16 protein-coding genes are annotated in these 20,954 nt (G+C 42.0%); 2 read left to right on the top strand and 14 right to left on the bottom strand.

Annotated elements, in window-relative coordinates; all coding sequences use genetic code 11:
- Positions 1-8 precede the first annotated feature (8 nt).
- The 6 genes from NQ560_RS06285 to scfA form a co-directional block, all read right to left on the bottom strand.
- The gene (locus NQ560_RS06285; protein ID WP_040015334.1) at positions 9-2,354 is read right to left on the bottom strand and encodes a RelA/SpoT family protein; all 2,346 of its coding nucleotides are present in this window, start codon (positions 2,352-2,354) and stop codon (positions 9-11) included.
- Positions 2,355-2,400: 46 nt separating this feature from the next.
- Positions 2,401-2,925 carry an adenine phosphoribosyltransferase gene (locus NQ560_RS06280; protein WP_040015335.1) on the bottom strand — a complete coding sequence of 175 codons (525 nt, stop codon included), beginning with the start codon at positions 2,923-2,925 and terminating at the stop codon, positions 2,401-2,403.
- A gap of 80 nt (positions 2,926-3,005) precedes the next feature.
- Positions 3,006-4,721: a single-stranded-DNA-specific exonuclease RecJ gene (gene recJ / locus NQ560_RS06275; protein ID WP_040015336.1), complete on the bottom strand. Its 1,716-nt coding sequence runs from the start codon at positions 4,719-4,721 to the stop codon at positions 3,006-3,008.
- A 164-nt stretch (positions 4,722-4,885) separates the two neighbouring features.
- Positions 4,886-7,129 carry a protein translocase subunit SecDF gene (locus NQ560_RS06270; protein WP_005331592.1) on the bottom strand — a complete coding sequence of 748 codons (2,244 nt, stop codon included), beginning with the start codon at positions 7,127-7,129 and terminating at the stop codon, positions 4,886-4,888.
- A gap of 53 nt (positions 7,130-7,182) precedes the next feature.
- Positions 7,183-8,577, bottom strand: coding sequence for a thioether cross-link-forming SCIFF peptide maturase (scfB, locus tag NQ560_RS06265; protein ID WP_005331595.1), 1,395 nt, complete (start codon positions 8,575-8,577; stop codon positions 7,183-7,185).
- 124 nt (positions 8,578-8,701) lie between these two features.
- Entirely contained in the window at positions 8,702-8,845 is a 144-nt protein-coding gene (scfA, locus tag NQ560_RS06260; RefSeq protein ID WP_005331596.1) for a six-cysteine ranthipeptide SCIFF, read from the bottom strand.
- A 225-nt stretch (positions 8,846-9,070) separates the two neighbouring features.
- On the opposite strand from scfA, the gene gap reads away from it, so the two are divergent.
- On the top strand, positions 9,071-10,093 hold the full coding sequence (gap, locus tag NQ560_RS06255; protein WP_005331598.1) for a type I glyceraldehyde-3-phosphate dehydrogenase: 1,023 nt from the start codon (positions 9,071-9,073) through the stop codon (positions 10,091-10,093).
- A 204-nt stretch (positions 10,094-10,297) separates the two neighbouring features.
- Here gap and NQ560_RS06250 read toward each other — a convergent pair whose 3' ends face one another.
- The 6 genes from NQ560_RS06250 to NQ560_RS06225 all read right to left on the bottom strand — a co-directional run bounded on the left by NQ560_RS06250 (position 10,298) and on the right by NQ560_RS06225 (position 15,654).
- Entirely contained in the window at positions 10,298-10,669 is a 372-nt protein-coding gene (locus NQ560_RS06250) for a TIGR04086 family membrane protein (protein ID WP_005331600.1), read from the bottom strand.
- 69 nt (positions 10,670-10,738) lie between these two features.
- On the bottom strand, positions 10,739-11,284 hold the full coding sequence (gene spoVT, locus NQ560_RS06245; RefSeq protein ID WP_005331603.1) for a stage V sporulation protein T: 546 nt from the start codon (positions 11,282-11,284) through the stop codon (positions 10,739-10,741).
- 306 nt (positions 11,285-11,590) lie between these two features.
- A complete protein-coding gene (locus NQ560_RS06240; RefSeq protein ID WP_005331604.1) occupies positions 11,591-12,286 on the bottom strand; it encodes a sigma-70 domain-containing protein in 696 nt (231 codons plus the stop codon).
- A gap of 127 nt (positions 12,287-12,413) precedes the next feature.
- Complete coding sequence (locus tag NQ560_RS06235) at positions 12,414-13,295, bottom strand: radical SAM protein (protein WP_005331605.1); 882 nt, start codon at positions 13,293-13,295, stop codon at positions 12,414-12,416.
- Positions 13,296-13,306: 11 nt separating this feature from the next.
- Positions 13,307-14,452: a glucose-1-phosphate adenylyltransferase subunit GlgD gene (gene glgD / locus NQ560_RS06230; protein ID WP_005331606.1), complete on the bottom strand. Its 1,146-nt coding sequence runs from the start codon at positions 14,450-14,452 to the stop codon at positions 13,307-13,309.
- On the bottom strand, positions 14,449-15,654 hold the full coding sequence (locus NQ560_RS06225) for a glucose-1-phosphate adenylyltransferase (RefSeq protein WP_040015338.1): 1,206 nt from the start codon (positions 15,652-15,654) through the stop codon (positions 14,449-14,451). The genes glgD and NQ560_RS06225 overlap by 4 nt, the downstream gene beginning before the upstream one ends.
- Before the next feature lie 264 nt (positions 15,655-15,918).
- Between NQ560_RS06225 and NQ560_RS06220 the strand changes: the two genes are divergently transcribed.
- Positions 15,919-16,365 carry a GatB/YqeY domain-containing protein gene (locus NQ560_RS06220; protein ID WP_005331608.1) on the top strand — a complete coding sequence of 149 codons (447 nt, stop codon included), beginning with the start codon at positions 15,919-15,921 and terminating at the stop codon, positions 16,363-16,365.
- Positions 16,366-16,474: 109 nt separating this feature from the next.
- On the opposite strand, the gene NQ560_RS06215 is transcribed toward NQ560_RS06220, so the two are convergent.
- Together NQ560_RS06215 and mfd are read right to left on the bottom strand one after the other, a co-directional pair.
- Complete coding sequence (locus tag NQ560_RS06215; RefSeq protein ID WP_005331609.1) at positions 16,475-17,536, bottom strand: peptidylprolyl isomerase; 1,062 nt, start codon at positions 17,534-17,536, stop codon at positions 16,475-16,477.
- A 71-nt stretch (positions 17,537-17,607) separates the two neighbouring features.
- The gene (gene mfd, locus NQ560_RS06210) at positions 17,608-20,952 is read right to left on the bottom strand and encodes a transcription-repair coupling factor (protein ID WP_005331610.1); all 3,345 of its coding nucleotides are present in this window, start codon (positions 20,950-20,952) and stop codon (positions 17,608-17,610) included.
- Between the last annotated feature and the right edge of the window lie 2 nt (positions 20,953-20,954).

Here is a 20,954-nt window from a genome sequence, read left to right as displayed (position 1 = left end):
CTTTCCTCCTAGCCTGTTGTTCTCTCAATATCAATCACGTCATCAATCTGACGCAGTTTACCAATTACTTTTGCAAGTTCCTCTCGGCCATGCACAATAAATCCAGCCTCGATGGTCGCAGTTCCCTGCTTGCTCGTGCGGATATTTAAGGATTTGACATCCATCTCCATCTCCGTAAATACTTTGGAAATACTCATCAGAAGTCCCTGCTGATCTCTTGCATACATCTTGATCTCAGCCAGATACTGACCTCCTGCCTCTTCTGCCACATTTCCTTCCCACTCAGCCGGAATCAGTCTTGCACGTTCTGCTTCTGTCAAATGTATCATATTAACACAATCCGTGCGGTGAATCGAAAGTCCTCTTCCTCTTGTAACAAATCCGACAATCTCATCTCCCGGTACTGGATTACAGCATCTGGAGAACCGGACTGCCACATCATCAATTCCTTTCACAACAATTCCACTCTTGGACTTGGCAATATGGACTTTATTCTTAGCCGCCTCTGCAACTTTTTCAAGTACAATTTCATCTGTCAGTTCCTGCTTGTGATCCTTGCCATATTCTTCCGCCAGACGATTCACGACCTGTCCTTCTTTTAAGCCGCCATGTCCAATCGCGGCAAGCACAGAATCCCAGTCCTTGAATCCATATTTTCTCTGTACGATCTCTTCATATTTTGGCTGGAGCAGATTAGAAAGGTTGAGAGATTTTGCTTTGCAATAGGAAGCCACCATCTCTTTTCCTTTGATAATATTGCTCTCTTTAAATTCTTTTTTGAACCACTGATTGATCTTATTTTTTGCCTGTGTACTCTTGACTACATTCAGCCAGTCACGGCTTGGTCCTTTCGAATTCTGGGAGGTCAGAATTTCTATTCTGTCTCCATTCTGGATTCTGTAATCAATCGGAACAAGCTTTCCATTCACTCTGGCACCGACCATCTTATTGCCGACTGCACTGTGTATGGAATAAGCAAAGTCGATTGGAGTGGACCCCGTCGGCAATGTCTTTACATCCCCCTGCGGTGTAAAGCAGTACACATCATCTGCAAACAGATCCAGATCTCCTTTGATGAGGCTTAAGAATTCCTTGTTGTCAGACATATCTCTCTGCCATTCCAGAATCTGTCTGAGCCAGCTCATTTTCTCTTCTTCAGCCATAACACCTTTCTTGCTGCCGCCGGACTCTTTATACTTCCAGTGAGCAGCAATACCATATTCGGCTGTCTTATGCATCTCCTGTGTACGGATCTGGATCTCAAACGGCTGACCAATCGAACTCATCAGCGTTGTATGCAGAGACTGATACATATTCGGTTTCGGCATGGCAATATAATCTTTAAATCTTCCAGGAATCGGCGTATAAATCTCATGGATAATTCCCAATGCCGCATAACAGTCTTTGACAGAATCCACAATGATACGGACTGCAAACAGGTCATAAATCTGATCTACTGTCTTATCCTGATTGACCATCTTCTTATAAATACTGAAGAAATGCTTTACACGTCCATTTACATCTGCTTTGATCCCCGCATTTTTCATATGCATGGACACTTCATCCACAATCTGTTGGACAAATTCCTCACGCTCTGTTTTTCTGGCATTGATCTGATTTACAAGGTCAAAAAATACATCTGGTTTCAGATACTTCAATGACAGATCGTCAAGTTCTGTCTTAATTTTAGAAATACCAAGCCTTCCCGCGATCGGCGCATAAATATCCATTGTCTCACGGGCCTTTTCCTGCTGTTTGGCCGGAGTCATGAACTGCAGTGTACGCATATTATGCAGACGGTCCGCAAGTTTAATGATAATAACCCGGATATCCTTTGCCATAGCAAGGAACATCTTTCTCAAATTCTCCGCCTGAAGTTCCAGTTTGTCCGCAGAATAAGCTACACGGCCAAGTTTCGTAACACCGTCTACCAAAAGAGCTACCTCTTCTCCAAACTCTTCTTTTATATAATCCTCTCCAATCCGAGTATCTTCCACTACGTCATGAAGAAGAGCTGCGATAATTGTCTCCTTATCCATCTCAAGATCCGCAAGAATGATTGCTACCCAGAGCGGGTGGATAATATACGGTTCTCCCGACTTTCTCTTTTGGTCTCCATGCGCTTTTTTTGCCAGATTATATGCCTTCTCGATCTGAGTAACATCCGCAGACGGATGATACTTTTGAATACGGGCAATTAACATGCCATAAAGCTTATCCGGATCATCATAATCTGCCTCCTGTTTGATCCCGTGCCCATCTACCATCTGAAGTTTCCCTCTTGTGTCTTTTAGCAATGCTTCCGGAGCAATCTTGCCGTCCAGTGACTCATATGTTGTTTTATTCTCTGACATATTAACGCCTCCTTCCCTCTCTAGTCTCTCAAATGTATATCTTTTTCTATTTTCCAGGATATACAATAACTGAATCTATATCATATCCCTGTAATCTGTCACGTCCATGAAGTCCTGCCAGTTCCATTAAAAACACAGTCTTTACAACCTTTCCGCCAAGACCTTCAATCAAATGGATCATTGCCTCATTCGTTCCGCCTGTCGCGATCAGATCATCAATGATCACAACTCTCTGCCCTGGCTTGATCGCATCTTTGTGCATCTCGATAGTTGCTGTGCCATACTCTAATTCATACTCTGCAGAAACCGTCTCTCTTGGAAGCTTTCCTTTTTTACGAATCGGAATAAATGGCTTTTTCAGATTATATGCGATCGGTACCCCGAAAATAAATCCTCTGGATTCCGGTCCGACTACTACGTCAAAGTCAAGACCTTCTAATTTTTCCTGCATCAGATCAATTGCAAGATGCAGTCCTTCCGCGTCTTGTAATACACTTGTCACATCACGAAATATGATCCCCGGTTCTGGAAAATCCGGAATACTTACTACATAATCTTCTATCGGTTTCATAATTATTCTCTCCTTCTTCTCTTTCAAGGTAAAGTATATCTTTTAGTATAGCATTATTTGTTCCATTTTTCAAAAAAAATCTATCGATAATGGGTAATTACAATCTGAATTTGTCTTTCTCCCCGGAATTCATTGATTCCAGGGTAAAATGTAATGGACATTTTACCATTATTTCTTTCACACCGTTCTGCAAATTCCTGTACATCACGAAAACAGATGGCTTCCATCCGGTTTCCCGCCGCATCGATTGCTGTTGCTTTTGCAACATTTTTATTTTTCCCGATGATCTTCATATGCTGCATGACGACGCCTCTTGCCGCAAAAACCGGTTTTGTATTACCTTTTCCAAATGGTTCCATGTATTCAAGTTCTTCTATAAAATGTTCTGTAATAGCAGCAAATGGCAGTTCCATATCAATCACTACTTTTTCTGTCAGCTCTTCTTCTGAAAGCGTACACTGATCATTTAGCCTTCTTTTAAATTTCTCAACATTTTCTTTATCAAGTGAAAGTCCTGCCGCCATCGGATGTCCGCCGAATTTTGTCAGAAGATCCCCACAGCCTGTCAGTTCTTCATACATGGAATAGCTTTCGATCGATCTTCCCGATCCTTTGACTCCATCTTCGGAATCTGTCAATACAAATACCGGACGATAGTAATTTTCTCTCACACGGCCAGCCACAAGTCCGGCAAGGCTTTCATGACAATCCGGCAGATAGATAACAAGCACCTTATCCTCCCGGATATCTGTCTGTTCCACTTTCGCCATTGCCTCATCTACAACGCGGTCTGTCATATCTCTACGGCTTTCATTCAATGCTTTCAGATCACCTGCCAGCATATCTGCCTCCCGCCCTGTCTTTGCCCGAAGCAGTGCCAGTGCTCTTTTTGCCGTATCCAACTTACCACTGGCATTCAGACACGGAGCAAGAATAAATCCGATGTGATATGCCTGAATCTTTTTCCCCTCCAGCCCGATACACTGGATCAGGGCACGTAGTCCCAGATTAGATGTCCTCTTTAGCATCTCAAGACCCTGCTTCACCAGAATTCGATTTTCCTCTGTCAGATCCATCACATCTGCCACTGTTGCAATTGCAACATTTTCCAAAAGATAATCCAGATCCGCCACATCCTGACCATTTGCCTCACAGAGCGCCTCTACAAGCTTGTATGCAACCGCTGCACCACATAATCCTTTAAATGGATATTCACATCCTTCCTGCCTTGGGTCAACAACTGCATCTGCCGGCGGTAAAATGTATCTTCTTCCCGCTTCATTTTCCTTGTACGGCACTTCATGATGGTCTGTTACGATGATCGTCATACCAAGCGCTTTTCCATACTCAATTTCTTTCGCTGCCGCAATTCCGTTATCGCAGGTGATGATCGTATCAATTCCATCTTCATGCGCCCGGTCGATCAGATGCTGATTTAATCCATATCCGTCTTTGATACGATCTGGGATGTCGCTGTCCACCTTTGCGCCAAGCTTTTCCAGACCTTCTAAAAGAATATATGTCGCATTGATCCCATCACAGTCATAGTCTCCAATGACACGGATTTTTTCCCGGTCCCTGATTTTTTCAGTCAGAATTTCCACCGCCTGTGGCATACCCTTCATCTGCATTCCATCGTAGAGTTCCGCAATTGTACCGTTCAGATATTGGTTGATTGCTTCATCTCCAATAACATCCCGGTTACGGATCAGACTGGCCAGTCTCGGACTAATATGAAATTTCTTACTGATAGCCTCAAAATCAGCACCTTTTCTTAAAAGTACCCAGCGTTCCATAATTTTCGTCTCTCCTGTTTTATCCAAATAAATATTTGCAAAGTAAATACTACACTTTCTACAGGAATCTCCAACATCATTTTATTTACTTTGCAAATATTTATTTTAAGAAAAGAACAGCCTCGCCATAAAATATGACTTTGGCTGTTCTATAGTATTTAAAATTACTTCTTGAAGCGTTTCATTACATACCACAGCGCTCCTGTGATACATACAGATGAGTAAGCTCCGCATACAACTCCGACCATCAATGGAAGTGCAAACTCCTTGATAGAACTTACACCCATGACGTAAAGTACTGCTACCATGATAAATGTTGTAAGAGATGTATAGATACTTCTTGTCAGCGTCTGTGTGATACTCTTGTTTACAACTGCTGCAACATCACTGCTCTTTGTCTTACCACGCATTTCCTCTCGGATACGGTCAAAGATAACAATGGTCGCGTTGATGGAATATCCAACGATTGTCAGCATACACGCGATAAATGTATTACCAACAGAGATTCTTGCAATTGCATAGAATCCTACTACAACAAGGACGTCATGTAAAAGAGCAAGTACCGCACTGGTAGCGAAACGGATATCCTTGAATCGGAACCAGATATACAGAAGCATACAGATTGTCGCAATAACAACCGCGATAACTGCATCTCTTCGCATCTCATTACTTACTGTAGAACTGATATTTTCTGCCGTAATCTTTGATTCGTCCACACCGAAGTTATCAACCATAGCCTTATTCAGTGCTTCACGCTTGTCAAGATCCAGTGTAACTGTCTTGATAATAACCTGATTGGTTCCGGCTACTTTCTGAGTCTGAACATTGTTATCTCCAGTTACCTTTTCTACAACCGGAACAATTTCCTTATCAATCTCATCAATAGAGTAATCTTTATCAAATGTTACATTTGTAGATGTACCGCCCTGGAATTCAAGGCTGTATGCAAATGCTCCTTTTCCTCTTCCTGCATTGGCACCGATCGTGATCAATCCTGCTGCAATTAATACAAGAGAAATTGTAAAGAACACTTTTTTCTTTGAAAGGAAATCGATTGGCTCACGCTCTTTCTTTGGACGATAATATAATTTTTCACTTCTAAGTCCAACTGCATAAAATGCATTTACGATCAATCTTGTAATAACAAGTGCTGTAAACATAGATGCGATGATACCAATTGCAAGTGTCTGCGCGAATCCTTTTACTGTACCGGAACCTTTGAACCACAATACAACTGCTGCGATCAGAGTCGTAATATTACCATCTAAGATTGCTGATAAAGCTTTCTGGAAACCAATCTTCAGAGAATTCTTTACACTTCTTCCGCGTACCATCTCTTCACGCACACGAGCGAAGATGATAACGTTGGCATCTACTGCCATACCAATGCCAAGAATGATACCGGCAATACCCGGAAGTGTCAATGTTACTTCAAATGCATTCAGGATTATAAGTACAAGTCCTGTATAGATTAAAAGTGCAAGTCCGGATGCAAGTCCCGGAAGCAAGTATACACAACACATGAATACAAATACAATTGCAAGTCCGATTGCTCCGGCTTTTAAACTGGTCGCAACTGCCTGCTCACCAAGCTGGGCTCCTACAACATTAGAACGCAACTCTTCCAGTTCCAGCTTCAGACCACCGATACGGATTGTAGAAGCAAGCGCATCTGCTTCTTCATAGGTCATGTTACCACTGATCTGAGCCTGTCCATTTGTAATGGCTGCCTGTACATTCGGAACACTTACAAATGCCCCGTCATAATAGATACCAATGCTCTGGCTTGCTGCCAGTGCTTTTGTTGTTGCATCTGCGAACTTTGTTGTTCCATCTTTTGTAAATGTAAGAGATACAACATTCTGTTTATTCTTTGTCAGCTGGTCTTCTGTTGTCTGAGCCTGGGCACTTTTTACATCATTGCCACTCAGTACAATAGAACCGTCTGCCTGCAATTCTTCAATTGTCTTGTTGAGCTGATAATCTTTGGACGCATCTCCCGTACTGTTCACCTGACTGTAGTTTGCTGAGCCGTCACTGCCTGTCTGTGCAATAAAATACAGGGAACCCGGCTGTCCCAGTTCATCTAAAATCTCATTGGCATCTGTAACACCAGGAATCTCGATATTAATACGGTCGCTTCCCTCCTGATATACACTTGCCTCTGTACTATACTGTTCTACACGCTTTTGCAGCTTATAGATCGTATCACTCATCTCTTCATCCGATGGATTGTCATCTTTGACCTGATATGTGATACTTACACCACCGGCAAGGTCCAGACCCAGTTTGATATTCTTCATAGAACCTGTATGGCCTTTTCCGAATCCAACAATTGTCGTAAAACCAAGCAGTACGATCAAGGCCGCTGCCACAATAAGACTAAGTATGCCTCTGCTTTTTTTCATGATTTACTTCCTTTCTCTTTCTTCCATTCCTTCGAAGGATTCTATGTTACACATTATGCATCTGCCAGTGCTGCTTTGATCATAATGGCACATTCCACACGTTTACGCTGCATCTCACAGCCAACATCATAACAATCATGGATCGTTCCATGGAAATTATAAGAGTTTGCCATACATCCACCGCTACAGTAGAATTTAGCGAAACAATTTTTACATTTTTCTTTTGAATATACACTGCAGCTTCTGAAATCATCTGCAATCTCCGGCTTTACAATTCCATCGTCTACATTTCCCATCAGGAATTCTTCCTGTCCGACAAACTGATGGCATGGATACAGATCTCCCCATGGTGTGACAGACAGATATTCTGTTCCGGAACCACAGCCGGACATACGTTTCATCACACATGGGCCGCCTTCCAGATCGATCATAAAGTGGAAGAAATTAAATCCTTTGCCTTCTTTCTCTCGTTCGATCATAATCTTGGCAAGCTTATCATACTCTTCTTTGATCTGTGGAATATCCTCTTCGCGGATCGCATATGGATCGGATTCATCACCTACGACCGGCTCAATGGACATCTGCTTGAATCCAAGGTCTGCAAAATGCAGGATATCATTGGAGAAATCCAGATTATTTCTTGTAAATGTCCCACGGATATAATACTTCTCCTGATTACGGCTTTCAGCCAGCTTCTGGAATTTCGGCACGATCAGATCGTAGCTTCCTTTTCCGTTGCGGAACGGACGCATCTTATCATTGATTTCCTTTCGTCCATCCAGGCTTAGCACAACATTGTCCATCTCTTTATTGACAAACTCCTGAATCTCATCATTCAGAAGAACGCCGTTCGTCGTAACTGTAAATCGGAAATTCTTGTCATGAAGCTTTTCCTGTTCTCTTCCGTATGCTACCAGATCTTTGACAACCTGCCAGTTCATAAGTGGCTCTCCTCCAAAGAAATCTACTTCCAGATTTCTTCTGCTTCCGGAATTTGCGATCAGGAAATCTAATGCCTTCTTTCCGACTTCATAACTCATAAGAGCACGTCTTCCATGATACTCGCCTTCTTCTGCAAAGCAGTACCTGCAGGCCAGATTACAGTCATGTGCAATGTGAAGGCAAAGAGCCTTTACAACTGTCTTTCTCTTCTTCACGATTGGAACAAGATATTCAAACTCATCCTTTGTAAATAATTTCCCGTCCTCTGTCAGTTCAATGACATCATCAAGAGCATCTCTTAAATCTTCCTCGCTATATGTATCTCCAAGCCGCTTTTTCAGATTCTCCCATGTAAGATCACTCTTTAAAATCTCAGCTGTTGGTTCTTCGTCCGGTTCATTCAGTACAGCGATCACATCATAGCACAGGTCATCAACCACATGTACGGCTCCACTGTATACATCCAGAACAATGTTATATCCGTTATTCTTATACTGATGAATCACAGTAATAATCTCCTTTTCTATTTTTTCTATCTCTTTAAAATTTTAATGGTTATTTGGCAACAGAACAGAGACAGCGACCCTTTTAAGACCGCTGTCTCCTGGTTTTTTACCTATGTTCTTTTACTTATTTGCTCTGCTCACAGGTCTGATTTCCTACTGTACAGGAAGTCTTGCATGCTGACTGGCAAGATGTCTGACATTCGCCGCAACCGCCTTTTTTCACTGTCTTGTTCAGAGTCTGTGTATTCAATGTTTTCACATGTTTCATCACTACATTCCTCCTTGTCTTTCTTGACTTTTATAAGTATAGCATCTTCCTTTCTTTTTCGCAATATTTTTATCTGAATCGTTAATTTTTAATTATTCCCGTTAATATTTTAATTACCTGCAAAAAGGTGGTTTTTTCAATTTTACTATGTTACACTTGCGTTAGATTACAAATGAATCAGAAATTGCCACTTCATTAATATGTCTTATAGGAGGTAATTGTAACATGGCAATTTCAATTGGCATTAACGGATTCGGACGTATTGGACGCGTTGCACTCCGTATCGCCATCAGTCGACCGGAAACTTTTAAATTATGTGGAATTAACGCAAGAAATGCGGATCTTGATTATATGGTCTATATGATCCGCTACGACTCTACATTTGGACGTTTCCAGGGAGAACTTGGAACTTATGAACACGGACTTATCATTAACGGGCAGAAGATTCCTGTCTTCACAGAAGGTGATGCTGCTTCCATCCCTTGGGGTTCCTGCGGTGCCGAATACATCATCGATGCAACCGGAGCATTTTGCACGGCAAAAAAGGCAAGTGCTCACCTGCAAGGTGGTGCAAAAAAAGTCATTATTTCTGCACCTGCAAAAGATGAAGAAACACCTACATTCATCATGGGAATCAACCATACCGGTTATTCGAAAGATATGTCCGTTGTGTCCAATGCTTCCTGCACGACCAACTGTCTGGCACCTATCTGTAAAGTACTGGAAGACAATTATGGAATTGAATATGGGCTGATGTCTACGATCCACGCCGCAACTGCCAAGCAGAAAGTTGTGGACAGCCGTTCTCTCAAGGACTGGCGTACCGGACGTTCTGCATTCGGCAATCTGATTCCATCCACAACCGGAGCCGCTAAGGCTATCTCTCTCGTCATTCCTTCTCTGAAGGACAAGATGAGTGGTATTTCTTATCGTGTTCCAACTACAGACGTCTCAATCGTTGATCTGAACGTCGCACTAAAAGAGTCTGCATCTTATAAGGATATCTGCAAAAAAGTAAAGGAAGCCTCCATGACATATTTGTCCGGCATTCTTGATTATGTAGATGATGAAGTTGTATCTTCTGATTTCATCGGAGATTCACACGCTTCTATCTTTGATGCAAGACAGGGAATTCAAGTAAATTCTCACTTCTTTAAGGTCATCTGTTTCTATGATAATGAATGGGGCTATACAAGCCAGATTTTCCGCCTCATCAAGTACATGGATCAGGTAGACCATAATTCATAAGATGCCGGTGGAAACACTTTCCATCCTGGTATCTTTACATTTTTACATGTGGCAAAAACTTTCTGATTCGAACTGTAACTATTCTACTTTCTGTAAGGGACATATACATTCGTCATTACGATTATGAACCATACGTAAAATAAAAGCTGCCTATATCTGTTTCCTTTTTACAAGAGATATACGCAGCTCTTATTTTTTAGTCTTTCATGATATCATACCACCGGTCATACCGCCACCTGCACATAGTATCAGTGATGTGACAATACTTACACTGTCTCCATTCAGAGTTCTGTAAACTCCAAGTGTAATGAGCAAAAGCAATACAAAATATATGATTCCAAGAACCATCCCCCACAAGTACCGTTTTGATTTTGTCAGTTTCCCTATGATCATTCCTCCGATCAGTGTTGACACTACATAGATTCCAACAATTGCCGCCGATACAATTTTTTCATTTAATTCAAATTTATACATAAAAAACGTCAAAACCAAAAGTAATATACCGGTGACAATATAAGAAGCCAGAAGTGACTTGATCCACCATATGACCTTTATATTTTTTTGCATATTCTCCATCTCTTTCCTCCTTGTCTACCACAAGGTATGAGCCAGATCCGGCGAATATGACTGCTTCTGCAAATTTTATCACTCCATTTGCTTTCCAAGAAATCCTGCCGCACATGCCCCCAGCTTTTGTTCCAGTTTTGTAAACTTCTCTTTTTCATCTGATGACAGTAAAATAACTGCCCCCACAACATCTCCTTCGCAAATGATCGGTGTAATAGATTCCCATACATAATCCTTTTCCTGTTCCCGAAACACCCGGATATATTTCTTCTCATCTACCTTTGCCAAAATACTGTTTCTTTCTTCCAGTTCCCCTTGAAGAACTTTGCTGATATACTTTTCCTGCACCTCTTTTCTCCCGTTTCCGGAAGCTGCCACGACCTGATCCATATCACAGATACACACAAGGCACCCTGCCTCTTTTGCCAGGCTGTCTGCATACATACCTGCAAATGCAGCAAGCTCTCCGATCGGTGAATATTTTTTCAATATAATCTCGCCTTCCCGGTCGGTAAATATCTCCAGTGGATCACCTTCTCTGATCCTAAGTGTTCTTCGTATTTCTTTCGGAATGACCACACGTCCCAGGTCATCAATCCGACGTACAATTCCTGTTGCCTTCATATGATTCCTCCATGATTGATTCCGCATGGCTGTTCTTTCTTCTCATGCTAAATTTTACTTTTAATGCTATTATGTGAAAATGCATGAAAATTATTCTAATAAAGGGAGCAGAATTTTTTGCGTATTCCATATTGGAAAAATTATTCTTTCTTTAAATCCCGGAATGGACTCTTCATATAATGGCATAAAATCCATCAATTTGATTGATTGGTTAATTTCAGAATAATATCAAATGCGCTCAAATGTCCACAACATTCCTCCCAGATATCGCGTATAACAACCTCCACTTACAGGCAGGACTCACCTTTACTCATCCTTCACTTCTTCGCCTGCAAGCTTCAGGATATCTTCCACGGTGTCTTCCGTAATACCCATACGCTCCGCCACTTCATCGACCGATACTTTTCTTCCGTATTCTTCCTTCATGCTTTTGATTGTCTCGTCCAGATCATTCACCCGCTCGACCATCTTCTTATCGCGGCGTTTTTCTTCGGTGTGGGATTCCAGCATCACCCGGATTCCAGCGCGCACCTGCTCCAGCACTTCTGCTTCTGTTGCTTTCTTATTCTCACCTAAGTACAGCATCAAGCTGACATTGCCTTCCTGGATCACATCACCGATGAAGATTCCCGGCATATGCAGCTTTACTGCTTCTTCCACAACTTTGGGAAGATAATATGCAAGTGTTACCTCTTCCTCCGTCTGCTTCGCCATTTTTTCAATATCGATCAGATATTCTGCCACATAGTCTTTTTCCTGCTGGCTTAATGTATCTTTTTCTTCTTGTTCTGTTTTTTCTGTATTTTCTATAGTTCCTGTATATCCGATTACTTCCACTTTCTGAGACATCAGGAATTCATGAACCAGATTCATCTGCTCATCTGTAAGATTGTCATCCTGAAAGAAAGCTTGCACTTCCTGACTGGTCATTTTATTATTCTGGCTTGCTGCAACTGCAAGAAGCTCTCCTAATTTTTTCTGAAACTGGGCTCTGTCTGCCATATCTTTACTCCTTCGTTAAATTTTCTTTACCTTTTTATCATTCACGTTCCTGTTATTCAAGAACTCTCTTCAAATGTCAATAATGAAATGCCGATAGCTCTTCATATCTTCTGGCATCTGTTCTTCATTACACTCCTTCATAGGAAAAATCAGGAATAAAGCTTTCTTTTGCCGTTTCGCCTTCCTGAATAAATGCCTGCTCCACGCCAAGATCTATGGCATAATCCACCAGAACATCATATGCTTTTTTCGTCACTTTCTTGGCAAGCTCCGGATATTTTTCCCGATTCAACGTATCGAGTGGAGTGTACTGGTTCATGAGACTCATATAAATCTGGTCACCATATGTTTCATAGAGGTATTTCACAATTCTTCTCGCATCTCTCAGACACCCAGGCAATAACAAATGTCTCACAATTACACCTTTTGTCATAATCCCCGCATCATTAAATACAGGATTCCCAGTCTGCCGGACCATTTCTGCCAGTGCCCGTTTTGCTACTTCCGGATAATCTTCTGCCCCGGAATATTTCTTTGCATGCTCCGGATCCAGATATTTAAAATCCGGAAGGTATACATCAACATATCCATTTAGCCTGCGTAAAGTCTCCACCTTTTCATAGCCGCTTGTATTATAAACAATTGGGAGGTTAAGCCCTTTTTTTCTTGCCTGATCCAGTGCCGCGATAATCTGTGGTACAAAGTGCGTTGGTGTCACAAGGTTAATATTGTTCGCCCCCTGTTCCTGAAGCTCCAGAAATATCTCCGATAACCGTTCAACACTTACTGTTTTTCCAACCTCACTGTTGGCAATGTGATAATTCTGGCAATATACACATCGAAGCGTACAGCCAGAGAAAAAAACAGCTCCGGATCCATTTATCCCGGAGATACACGGTTCTTCCCACATATGGAGCGCAGCTCTGGAAAGCCGGACCAAATCCGACTCCCCACAAAAGCCACGCTTTCCTTCTTCTCGCTTAATCTGGCACTGTCTCGGGCATAACATGCACCCGTTCACTAGACAACCTGTCCTTTCGCAACAAATACAGGAAACGCTTCATCACCCTTTAATTCTTTTCCATCGGTGATTTTTACATTCTTATCTGAAATGATATATTCCAGCTTTGTACCTTCTCCAACGATCGTATCCTGCATTAAAACACAATTCTTCACTTTCGCACCTTTTGCAATCTTCACACCACGGAATAAAATACTGTTCTCCACTTCACCTTCGATCACACAACCGTCTGCTACCATAACATTACTTGCTTTTGCATTGCCGATGTATCTGGTCGGATTATCGTCACGAATCTTTGTATAGATGGGATTACCTGTGAAAAGCTTCTCAAGATTCTTATCATCCAGAAGTTTCATGTTCTCATCAAAATAGCTCTTAAGTCCGGTGATTCTCGCCACATATCCTTTATGCTCATAAGCCATGACTTTATATGTATCCAGATGCGGGATCAGGATATCCCTCTCCAGTGAAATAGCTCCACGCATAAACGCTGCATTAATGGTATCGATCAGCCACTCTCTGTTCGCAATGTAAATATTCATAGAGAAATTCTGCACACCCTGCTCCTGCTTATTGATGTAGATGTCTTCTACTTTATCTCCATCCAGCTTCAACGTATAATAAAGCCCTTTACTTGCATCTTTTGCACCAGTCAGTTCCTGTGGCAGTTCCTCTTTTGTATAAGCGAACGTAATATCTGCATCCGTTTTTACATGCTGTGCGATCAGCGCATTGAAATCAAAATTTGCAGCAATATTCGTATCTGCCATAATCACATATTTTTCTTTTTGCTTTTTGAGTACCGGAAGAATATTGGCGAGCGCTTCCACTCTTCCTCCTCCCATACTGCCGATAGACTTCTGGGCAAATGGAGGAAAAATACTAAGTCCTCCGTTCTTACGGCTGAGATCCCACTCTCGGCCACCACCTAAATGGTCTACAAGCGAATGATAATTCTCACGAACAAGCACTTCTATTTTATCAATTCCGCAGCCAACCATACTGGATAACAAAAAATCGATCATTCGATAACGGCTTGCAAATGGAATGGAAGCCATTAGTCTTTCGCTGACCAGTTCCGGAACAAACTTATCATAATTATTCGGGAAAATAATTCCCATTGCGTCCGCATTTGCATTTATCATTTTTCTTCACCGTCCTTTACATCTTCACTGATCATGGCATTCGATCCAATCTTGGCACCTGTTCCGACGCAGACATCCGGTCCGATGGTTGCAACTCCTTGCTCTTCTTCTGTCGGCATAGCTCCTACCACAGCATTTTCACCGATCACTACATTCTCCGCAACAATACAATGCTTTACACTGGCTCCGGCTTTGATTGTTGTTCTGCCCATAACGACTGCATCTTCTACAACTGCTCCGGCTTCTACTTTCACTCCGGCAAATAGGATGGAATGTTTCACGCTGCCTGCGATCTTACATCCATCTGTGATCATCGAGTTCTCTACATTGGCTCCGGCGCAGATCTTATGTCCCGGCATACCACTGTTCCTGCTGTAGATCTTCCAGTCTTCATCAAACAGGTTAATTCCACTGTGTTCCGGATCCAGTACTTCCATATTCGCTTCCCACAAAGATGGAATCGTTCCCACATCTTTCCAGTATCCGTTAAAGTGATACGCGTACATTTTTCTCTCATCACGCAGCAGATTCGGTATAATATTATTTCCAAAATCATTTTCAGATTCCGGGTCAGCCTCATCTTCAATCAGGTATTGTTTTAAAATATCCCAGTTGAATATGTAGATACCCATAGAGGCAAGATTGGATTTCGGATTCTTCGGTTTTTCCTGGAATTCCGTGATACGGTCATCATCGTCCGTGACCATAAGTCCGAATCTTGGTGCCTCCTCCCACGGGACTTCCATAACCGCAACACTGAATTCTGCGTTCTTTTCTTTGTGGAATCTAAGAAAATCACTATAATCCTGCTTGCAGATCTGATCTCCCGACAAAATAATGACAGATTCCGGATCATAGCGCTCGATAAATGAAATATTCTGGTAAATTGCATTTGCTGTACCTTTATACCAATCTGAGCCAGATGCCTTCTGATATGGTGGTAATACATGAACTCCTCCATAGATTCGGTCCAGATCCCACGGTTGCCCATTTCCGATATACTCATTCAGCTCCAGAGGCTGATACTGAGTCAGAATACCTACTGTATCAATACCTGAATTTACGCAGTTTGAAAGTGGAAAGTCTATGATTCGGTACTTTCCGCCAAATGGAACTGCCGGTTTTGCAAGCTTCTGGGTCAGCGCATACAGTCTGGAGCCCTGCCCTCCGGCAAGTAACATTGCTATCATTTCTTTGCCCATTATAGTTCCCCTTTCTAATTCTATCATCTACCTGTAAAATGACAGATTATTTATTCTTGATATGAAAAATATTATACTATATTTCAGTTATTTTTTCTACAAACTCACTTATTGTTTTTCCAAAATTTTTGTTAGTTTTCTGTTAATTCTAATATCCGAATGAAGCATTATTTCTGTACGAATCTTTCTTTCAAAATCCAGGGCTGGATATTTTCAATCTAGTCTTGTATAATAAAAGTAGTAATTTCGAGGAGGATATGTATCATGAGTAAAATTGATGAAATTAGAAGTGCTATGGTCGCAGCTATGAAAGCCGGCGAAAAGGAGAAAAAAGAAACTTTATCCATGCTTCTGGCAGCTCTTAAGAATAAACAGATCGACAAACGTGCAGATCTGACAGAAGAAGAAGAGATTCAGGTTATCATGAAAGAAATCAAGCAGACAAAAGAGACTTTGGAGATGACACCTGCTGACCGTACTGATATTATTGAAGAATGCAACCGCCGCCTGACTGTTCTGGAAGCCTACGCTCCAAAAATGATGGGCGAAGACGAGATAAAGGCAATCATCGAAGGTGTGTTATCTGAACTTGGTATCGAGAACCCAACCGGAAAAGACAAAGGAAATATCATGAAACATCTGATGCCAAAGGTAAAAGGTAAAGCTGATGGTAAGCTTGTCAATGATCTTGTATCCACATATTTCAAATAATTTTACCATATAGGAAATTCCATCTCCTATATGATAGAAAAGACCTGCCAACCGGCAGGTCTTTTCTTCTCTATGGAAATTTTTTCATGTCTTTCAGACTTACTGCATTTTAATTATCTGTCTGAGCCTGATCGTCTGTCTGCACCTGATCTGTATACGGTGTCTGAGTCTCAGTCTTCATCTTTACAGACACTTTCTGGAAACTTACTTTTTTCCATACACCCTTATGCACTTTAATGTCTGCTTTTTTTCTCCACTTTTTCACTGTATCATCATAAAGCTTTGTCTGACGTTCCTGTACAATCTGTGATTTCTTAGAATCCGTTGCTGTACGATCTAACAGGCTTGTAACTTTTGCTACGTAACAGCCTTTTTCTGTCTCAATCACATCTGTAGATTCTCCCTCGCCCAGTGCGTCTGCGGCTTTAATCAAATCTTCATCAGGAGAAGTTGTATCTTTATCAAACGTCAGTGTCTGAACCGTTGCCCCTTGCTCTTCTGCAAGCGCGTTCAAATCTCCACCTTCCTTCAGACCGGAAGCAATCGCCTCTGCCTGAGACTTTAACTGCGCTTTTTCATCATCGGAAACGTCTTTGCTGTTGCCGGAATCATCTTTTGTCTGATAAGAAATGAACACATAATCCATGCTCTTCTGTGCTGCTTCTTCATCTGAGACTTCTGTATCTGCCCCGGCCTGGATCGCAGTTCGCATCTTCTGCTGAACTGCCATCAGTGTCAATGCACGATTTACAGTCTTCTCATTGCCAGATACAAGATTCTTGTCATCTAAAGAATTATCATTCAAAAACTGCTGCGTTGTCTCCTTGATCATTGCTTTATCTTCATCTGTAATTGACACATCATAATCTTCCATATGCTTTTCAAGAAGAATCATATCTTCCAGTGACTTCAGTACAGAACTCTTTACAGATTCTTCGTATGTCTCTCCGTCAGAAGCATCTGAATTCCACATATCTTCTCCCAGATAAGCAGAATAATATGTCTCATATGTTGCCTGTGTATATCTTGCGAAGAAATTGGCCAGATCCGCATCAATCTTTGTATCATCGACTGTCGCAACCGTCTCGTCTCCTTTTAATGATCCGCATCCGGTCAGTGTTGCAGCCGCCAATACTCCCGCAAGAGCCAGCGCAAATAATCTCTTTTTCATATCGTTTTCGTATCCTCCTTCATTCTGATGGGCAAAGAAATGTCCACTTTTTTTATTATATCTTCTTTTTTCTAGTCAAGCAATCCTTTTATACCAATTAACACTTTTTTCACAACCTCAATTGGATTCTCCACTTCACCACGCTTTGTTTTCTTCTTTCTCTGGTAAATGAATTTGGGATCCGATATATCCGCCTTAAATGACAGATCTTCCGGAAATTGTTTTAAAAGATCCGGGATCCGCTCTACATGGATTTTTGCTTTTTCATACATACGGAATGTATAGGTCACACCTTTTTGGGTCACCTCTGTCACATACGCCTGGTGCGCCAGATTCTTAAGCCTTGCTACTTCCAGAAGTAGCTCCACTTTTTTAGGAATATCTCCAAAACGGTCAATCAACTCCTCTATCATATCGTCCATCTCTTCCTCAGACTCGATGGCAGCAATTCTCTTATAAATATCCAGCTTATGATATTCATTTGGTATATAAGAATCCGGAATATACGCATCGACATTGACATCCAATGCTGTTGTAAATGTATCCTCTTCTGATAATTCCCCTTTTAAATGTTTGACTGCCTCATTTAACATTTTGCAGTACATATCGTATCCGACCGCTTCCATATGCCCGTGCTGTTCGGCACCAAGAAGATTTCCAGCTCCACGGATTTCAAGATCACGCATGGCAATTTTGAATCCCGATCCAAGATCTGTAAATTCCCGGATTGCCGCCAGACGCTTCTCTGCAATCTCTTTCAATAATTTGTCCTTCCGGTACAACAAAAATGCATAGGCCATACGCCCGGAACGCCCGACGCGGCCACGAAGCTGATAGAGCTGGGAAAGGCCAAGCCGGTCTGCGTCGTGAATAATCATGGTATTTACATTGGATATATCAAGACCCGTTTCAATAATCGTTGTCGACACAAGCACATCAATATCTCCATTAATAAAATCATACATGATCTTTTCAAGCTCATGCTCCTTCATCTGTCCGTGGGCAAAGGATACATTTAACTCCGGGACAAGTTTCTGAATATGCGCTGTTACCTCTGCAATGTCTTCCACTCGATTGTACACATAGTAGACCTGTCCGTTTCTCGCACATTCTCGTTCGATTGCCTCCCTGACCATCTCATCATTATATTCCATCACATACGTCTGGATCGGCAGCCGGTCCTGCGGTGCCTCCTCCAGCACGCTCATATCACGGATTCCAATAAGGCTCATATGAAGAGTTCTTGGAATCGGCGTTGCCGTCAACGTCAGAACGTCTACATTTTTCTTTAACTTTTTGATTTTCTCCTTGTGCTGGACTCCAAAACGCTGCTCCTCGTCGATGATCAGCAATCCCAGATCCTTATACTCAATATCATCACTGAGCACACGGTGGGTTCCAACCACAATGTCTACCAGCCCGCGTTTCAAGTTCTGAATCGTATCTCTTTGCTGAGCCGGAGTCCTGAATCGGCACATCAGATCTACCCGGACCGGGAAATCCTTCATTCTCTGGCAAAATGTATTGTAATGTTGCTGTGCCAAAATAGTGGTCGGTACCAGATAGACCACCTGCTTATTTTCCTGTACTGCCTTAAATGCCGCACGGATTGCAATTTCCGTCTTTCCATAACCTACATCACCACAGATCAGACGATCCATGATCTTGTGGCTTTCCATGTCCTTCTTCACAGCATTAATCGCCAGAAGCTGATCTTCTGTCTCCTCATACGGGAACATTTCCTCAAATTCTTTCTGCCAGACTGTATCCTCCCCGTAAACAAACCCATCCTGATTCTGTCTTGCTGCATAAAGTTCTACCAGATCTTTTGCAATTTCTTTAACTGCCCCCCGAACCTTTGCCTTCGTCTTTGTCCACTCCTGAGTTCCAAGACGGTTAAGTTTTGGTTTTTTTGAATCAGAACCGGCATATTTCTGGATCAGATCCAACTGTGTTGCCGGAATATAAAGATTTCCACCCTTAGCATAGGAAATCTTCATATAGTCTTTGGAAATCTTATCCACTTCGATTTTTTCAATTCCTTGATAAATTCCCAGTCCATGATTCTCATGTACCACATAATCTCCAGGTTTTAATTCTGAGAAGCTTTGGATCTTACGCCCTTCATAAGTGGTACGGCGTTTTTTCTTTTTTTTCTTTCCGAAAATATCCGTTTCTGAAATTACAACAAAATTCAAAAGTGGATACTCATAGCCTTCTGCAATATAACCATAAGCAGTCATAATTTCTCCCGGTTCTACTTCACGATCCATATCTTCACTGTAAAAGCTGCTCAGATTGTAATCTCGAAGATCTTCTGCCAGGCGCCTTGCTCTTGTTCTGGAACCGGAAAGCAGAATGACACGGCTCTGATTTCGTTTCATTTTTTTCAGATCCTGCGTTAGAAGTTCAAAACTTCTATTGTATGGATCCACATTTTTCGTTTGAAGACTATAACTTGCCCGGATATTCAACCCAGGGCAACGCATATCCAACGCCTGAAATCCCACGCTGGAATATTCATTCATTTTCCCCATAATCTCCTGCGTTGTAAAAAGCACAGCTTCGCTGTCGGCTACTTCGTATCCGCTCTGGGCACGTCGTTTCTGGGCTTCCAGAAATTCTTCTTCCACTCCTTCCCCTTTTTCCTTCAAACGCACAGGCTCATCTAAGAAAAGAATTGTATTTTCTTTTTCAAAATAATCCAGAAAAGAAACTCTTTTTTCTTCTTCCTCTGGAAATTCTGTAGCCGGAAACACTTCTACCTCGTCAAGCTTCTCGATAGATCGCTGCGTCTCCGGATCAAAGGTTCGAATAGAATCCACCTCATCTCCCCAAAGTTCAATCCTAACCGGGAGCTCCTCCGTCAGCGGATATACATCCAAGATGCCGCCACGGACCGCAAACTGCCCCGGTCCTGCCACCTCTATCTCTCTGTCATACCCACACTGTGCCAGCTTCACAGACAATTCATCCAGATTCAGAGTCTCGTCGGAGCATATCTTGATCACCCTGCTCTTTATCATTTCTTTTGGAAGGAGTGCATCCATAAATGCATCAAAACTAGCAACCACAGTTATCGGTTCGCCTTTTAAAACTGCCTGTATCACCTGCATTCGCTGACTGACCAGCTCTTTACTACGAATATCTGCCTGGTAAAACAGCAAGTCTTTTGCTGGATAAAAACTAATGGCTGCATCTAAAAAACGATACTCTTCATAAATCTGTTTCGCTTTTGCCTCACTGGAACAGGCGATGACTTTATAACAACAGCCATCGCTAAGTGCGTACATCATATGAGTCTTCTGGGAATTCACACAACCTGTCAGCATCAGAACTCCCGGAGCTTCTTTTTTCTTTTTTACGATATCTTCATATTCTGCCAGTTCCAAAAGCGGCTTAAGTAACGCCTGCACTT

The sequence above is a fragment of the Dorea formicigenerans genome (assembly GCF_025150245.1).
In the GTDB taxonomy this organism is placed as follows: domain Bacteria; phylum Bacillota; class Clostridia; order Lachnospirales; family Lachnospiraceae; genus Dorea; species Dorea formicigenerans.
Note: the sequence above shows the minus strand (reverse complement) of the source record. Positions and strands in the feature narration are given on the sequence as shown.

Excerpts from the sequence above, each read along its gene's own strand:
- NQ560_RS06285 (WP_040015334.1), bottom strand. The coding sequence starts at position 2,354 with ATGTCAGAGAATAAAACAACATATGAGTCACTGGACGGCAAGATTGCT.
- NQ560_RS06280 (WP_040015335.1), bottom strand. The coding sequence starts at position 2,925 with ATGAAACCGATAGAAGATTATGTAGTAAGTATTCCGGATTTTCCAGAA.
- recJ (WP_040015336.1), bottom strand. The coding sequence starts at position 4,721 with ATGGAACGCTGGGTACTTTTAAGAAAAGGTGCTGATTTTGAGGCTATC.
- NQ560_RS06270 (WP_005331592.1), bottom strand. The coding sequence starts at position 7,129 with ATGAAAAAAAGCAGAGGCATACTTAGTCTTATTGTGGCAGCGGCCTTG.
- scfA (WP_005331596.1), bottom strand. The coding sequence starts at position 8,845 with ATGAAACATGTGAAAACATTGAATACACAGACTCTGAACAAGACAGTG.
- gap (WP_005331598.1), top strand. The coding sequence starts at position 9,071 with ATGGCAATTTCAATTGGCATTAACGGATTCGGACGTATTGGACGCGTT.
- NQ560_RS06250 (WP_005331600.1), bottom strand. The coding sequence starts at position 10,669 with ATGGAGAATATGCAAAAAAATATAAAGGTCATATGGTGGATCAAGTCA.
- spoVT (WP_005331603.1), bottom strand. The coding sequence starts at position 11,284 with ATGAAGGCAACAGGAATTGTACGTCGGATTGATGACCTGGGACGTGTG.
- NQ560_RS06240 (WP_005331604.1), bottom strand. The coding sequence starts at position 12,286 with ATGGCAGACAGAGCCCAGTTTCAGAAAAAATTAGGAGAGCTTCTTGCA.
- NQ560_RS06235 (WP_005331605.1), bottom strand. The coding sequence starts at position 13,295 with ATGTTATGCCCGAGACAGTGCCAGATTAAGCGAGAAGAAGGAAAGCGT.
- glgD (WP_005331606.1), bottom strand. The coding sequence starts at position 14,452 with ATGATAAATGCAAATGCGGACGCAATGGGAATTATTTTCCCGAATAAT.
- NQ560_RS06225 (WP_040015338.1), bottom strand. The coding sequence starts at position 15,654 with ATGGGCAAAGAAATGATAGCAATGTTACTTGCCGGAGGGCAGGGCTCC.
- NQ560_RS06220 (WP_005331608.1), top strand. The coding sequence starts at position 15,919 with ATGAGTAAAATTGATGAAATTAGAAGTGCTATGGTCGCAGCTATGAAA.
- NQ560_RS06215 (WP_005331609.1), bottom strand. The coding sequence starts at position 17,536 with ATGAAAAAGAGATTATTTGCGCTGGCTCTTGCGGGAGTATTGGCGGCT.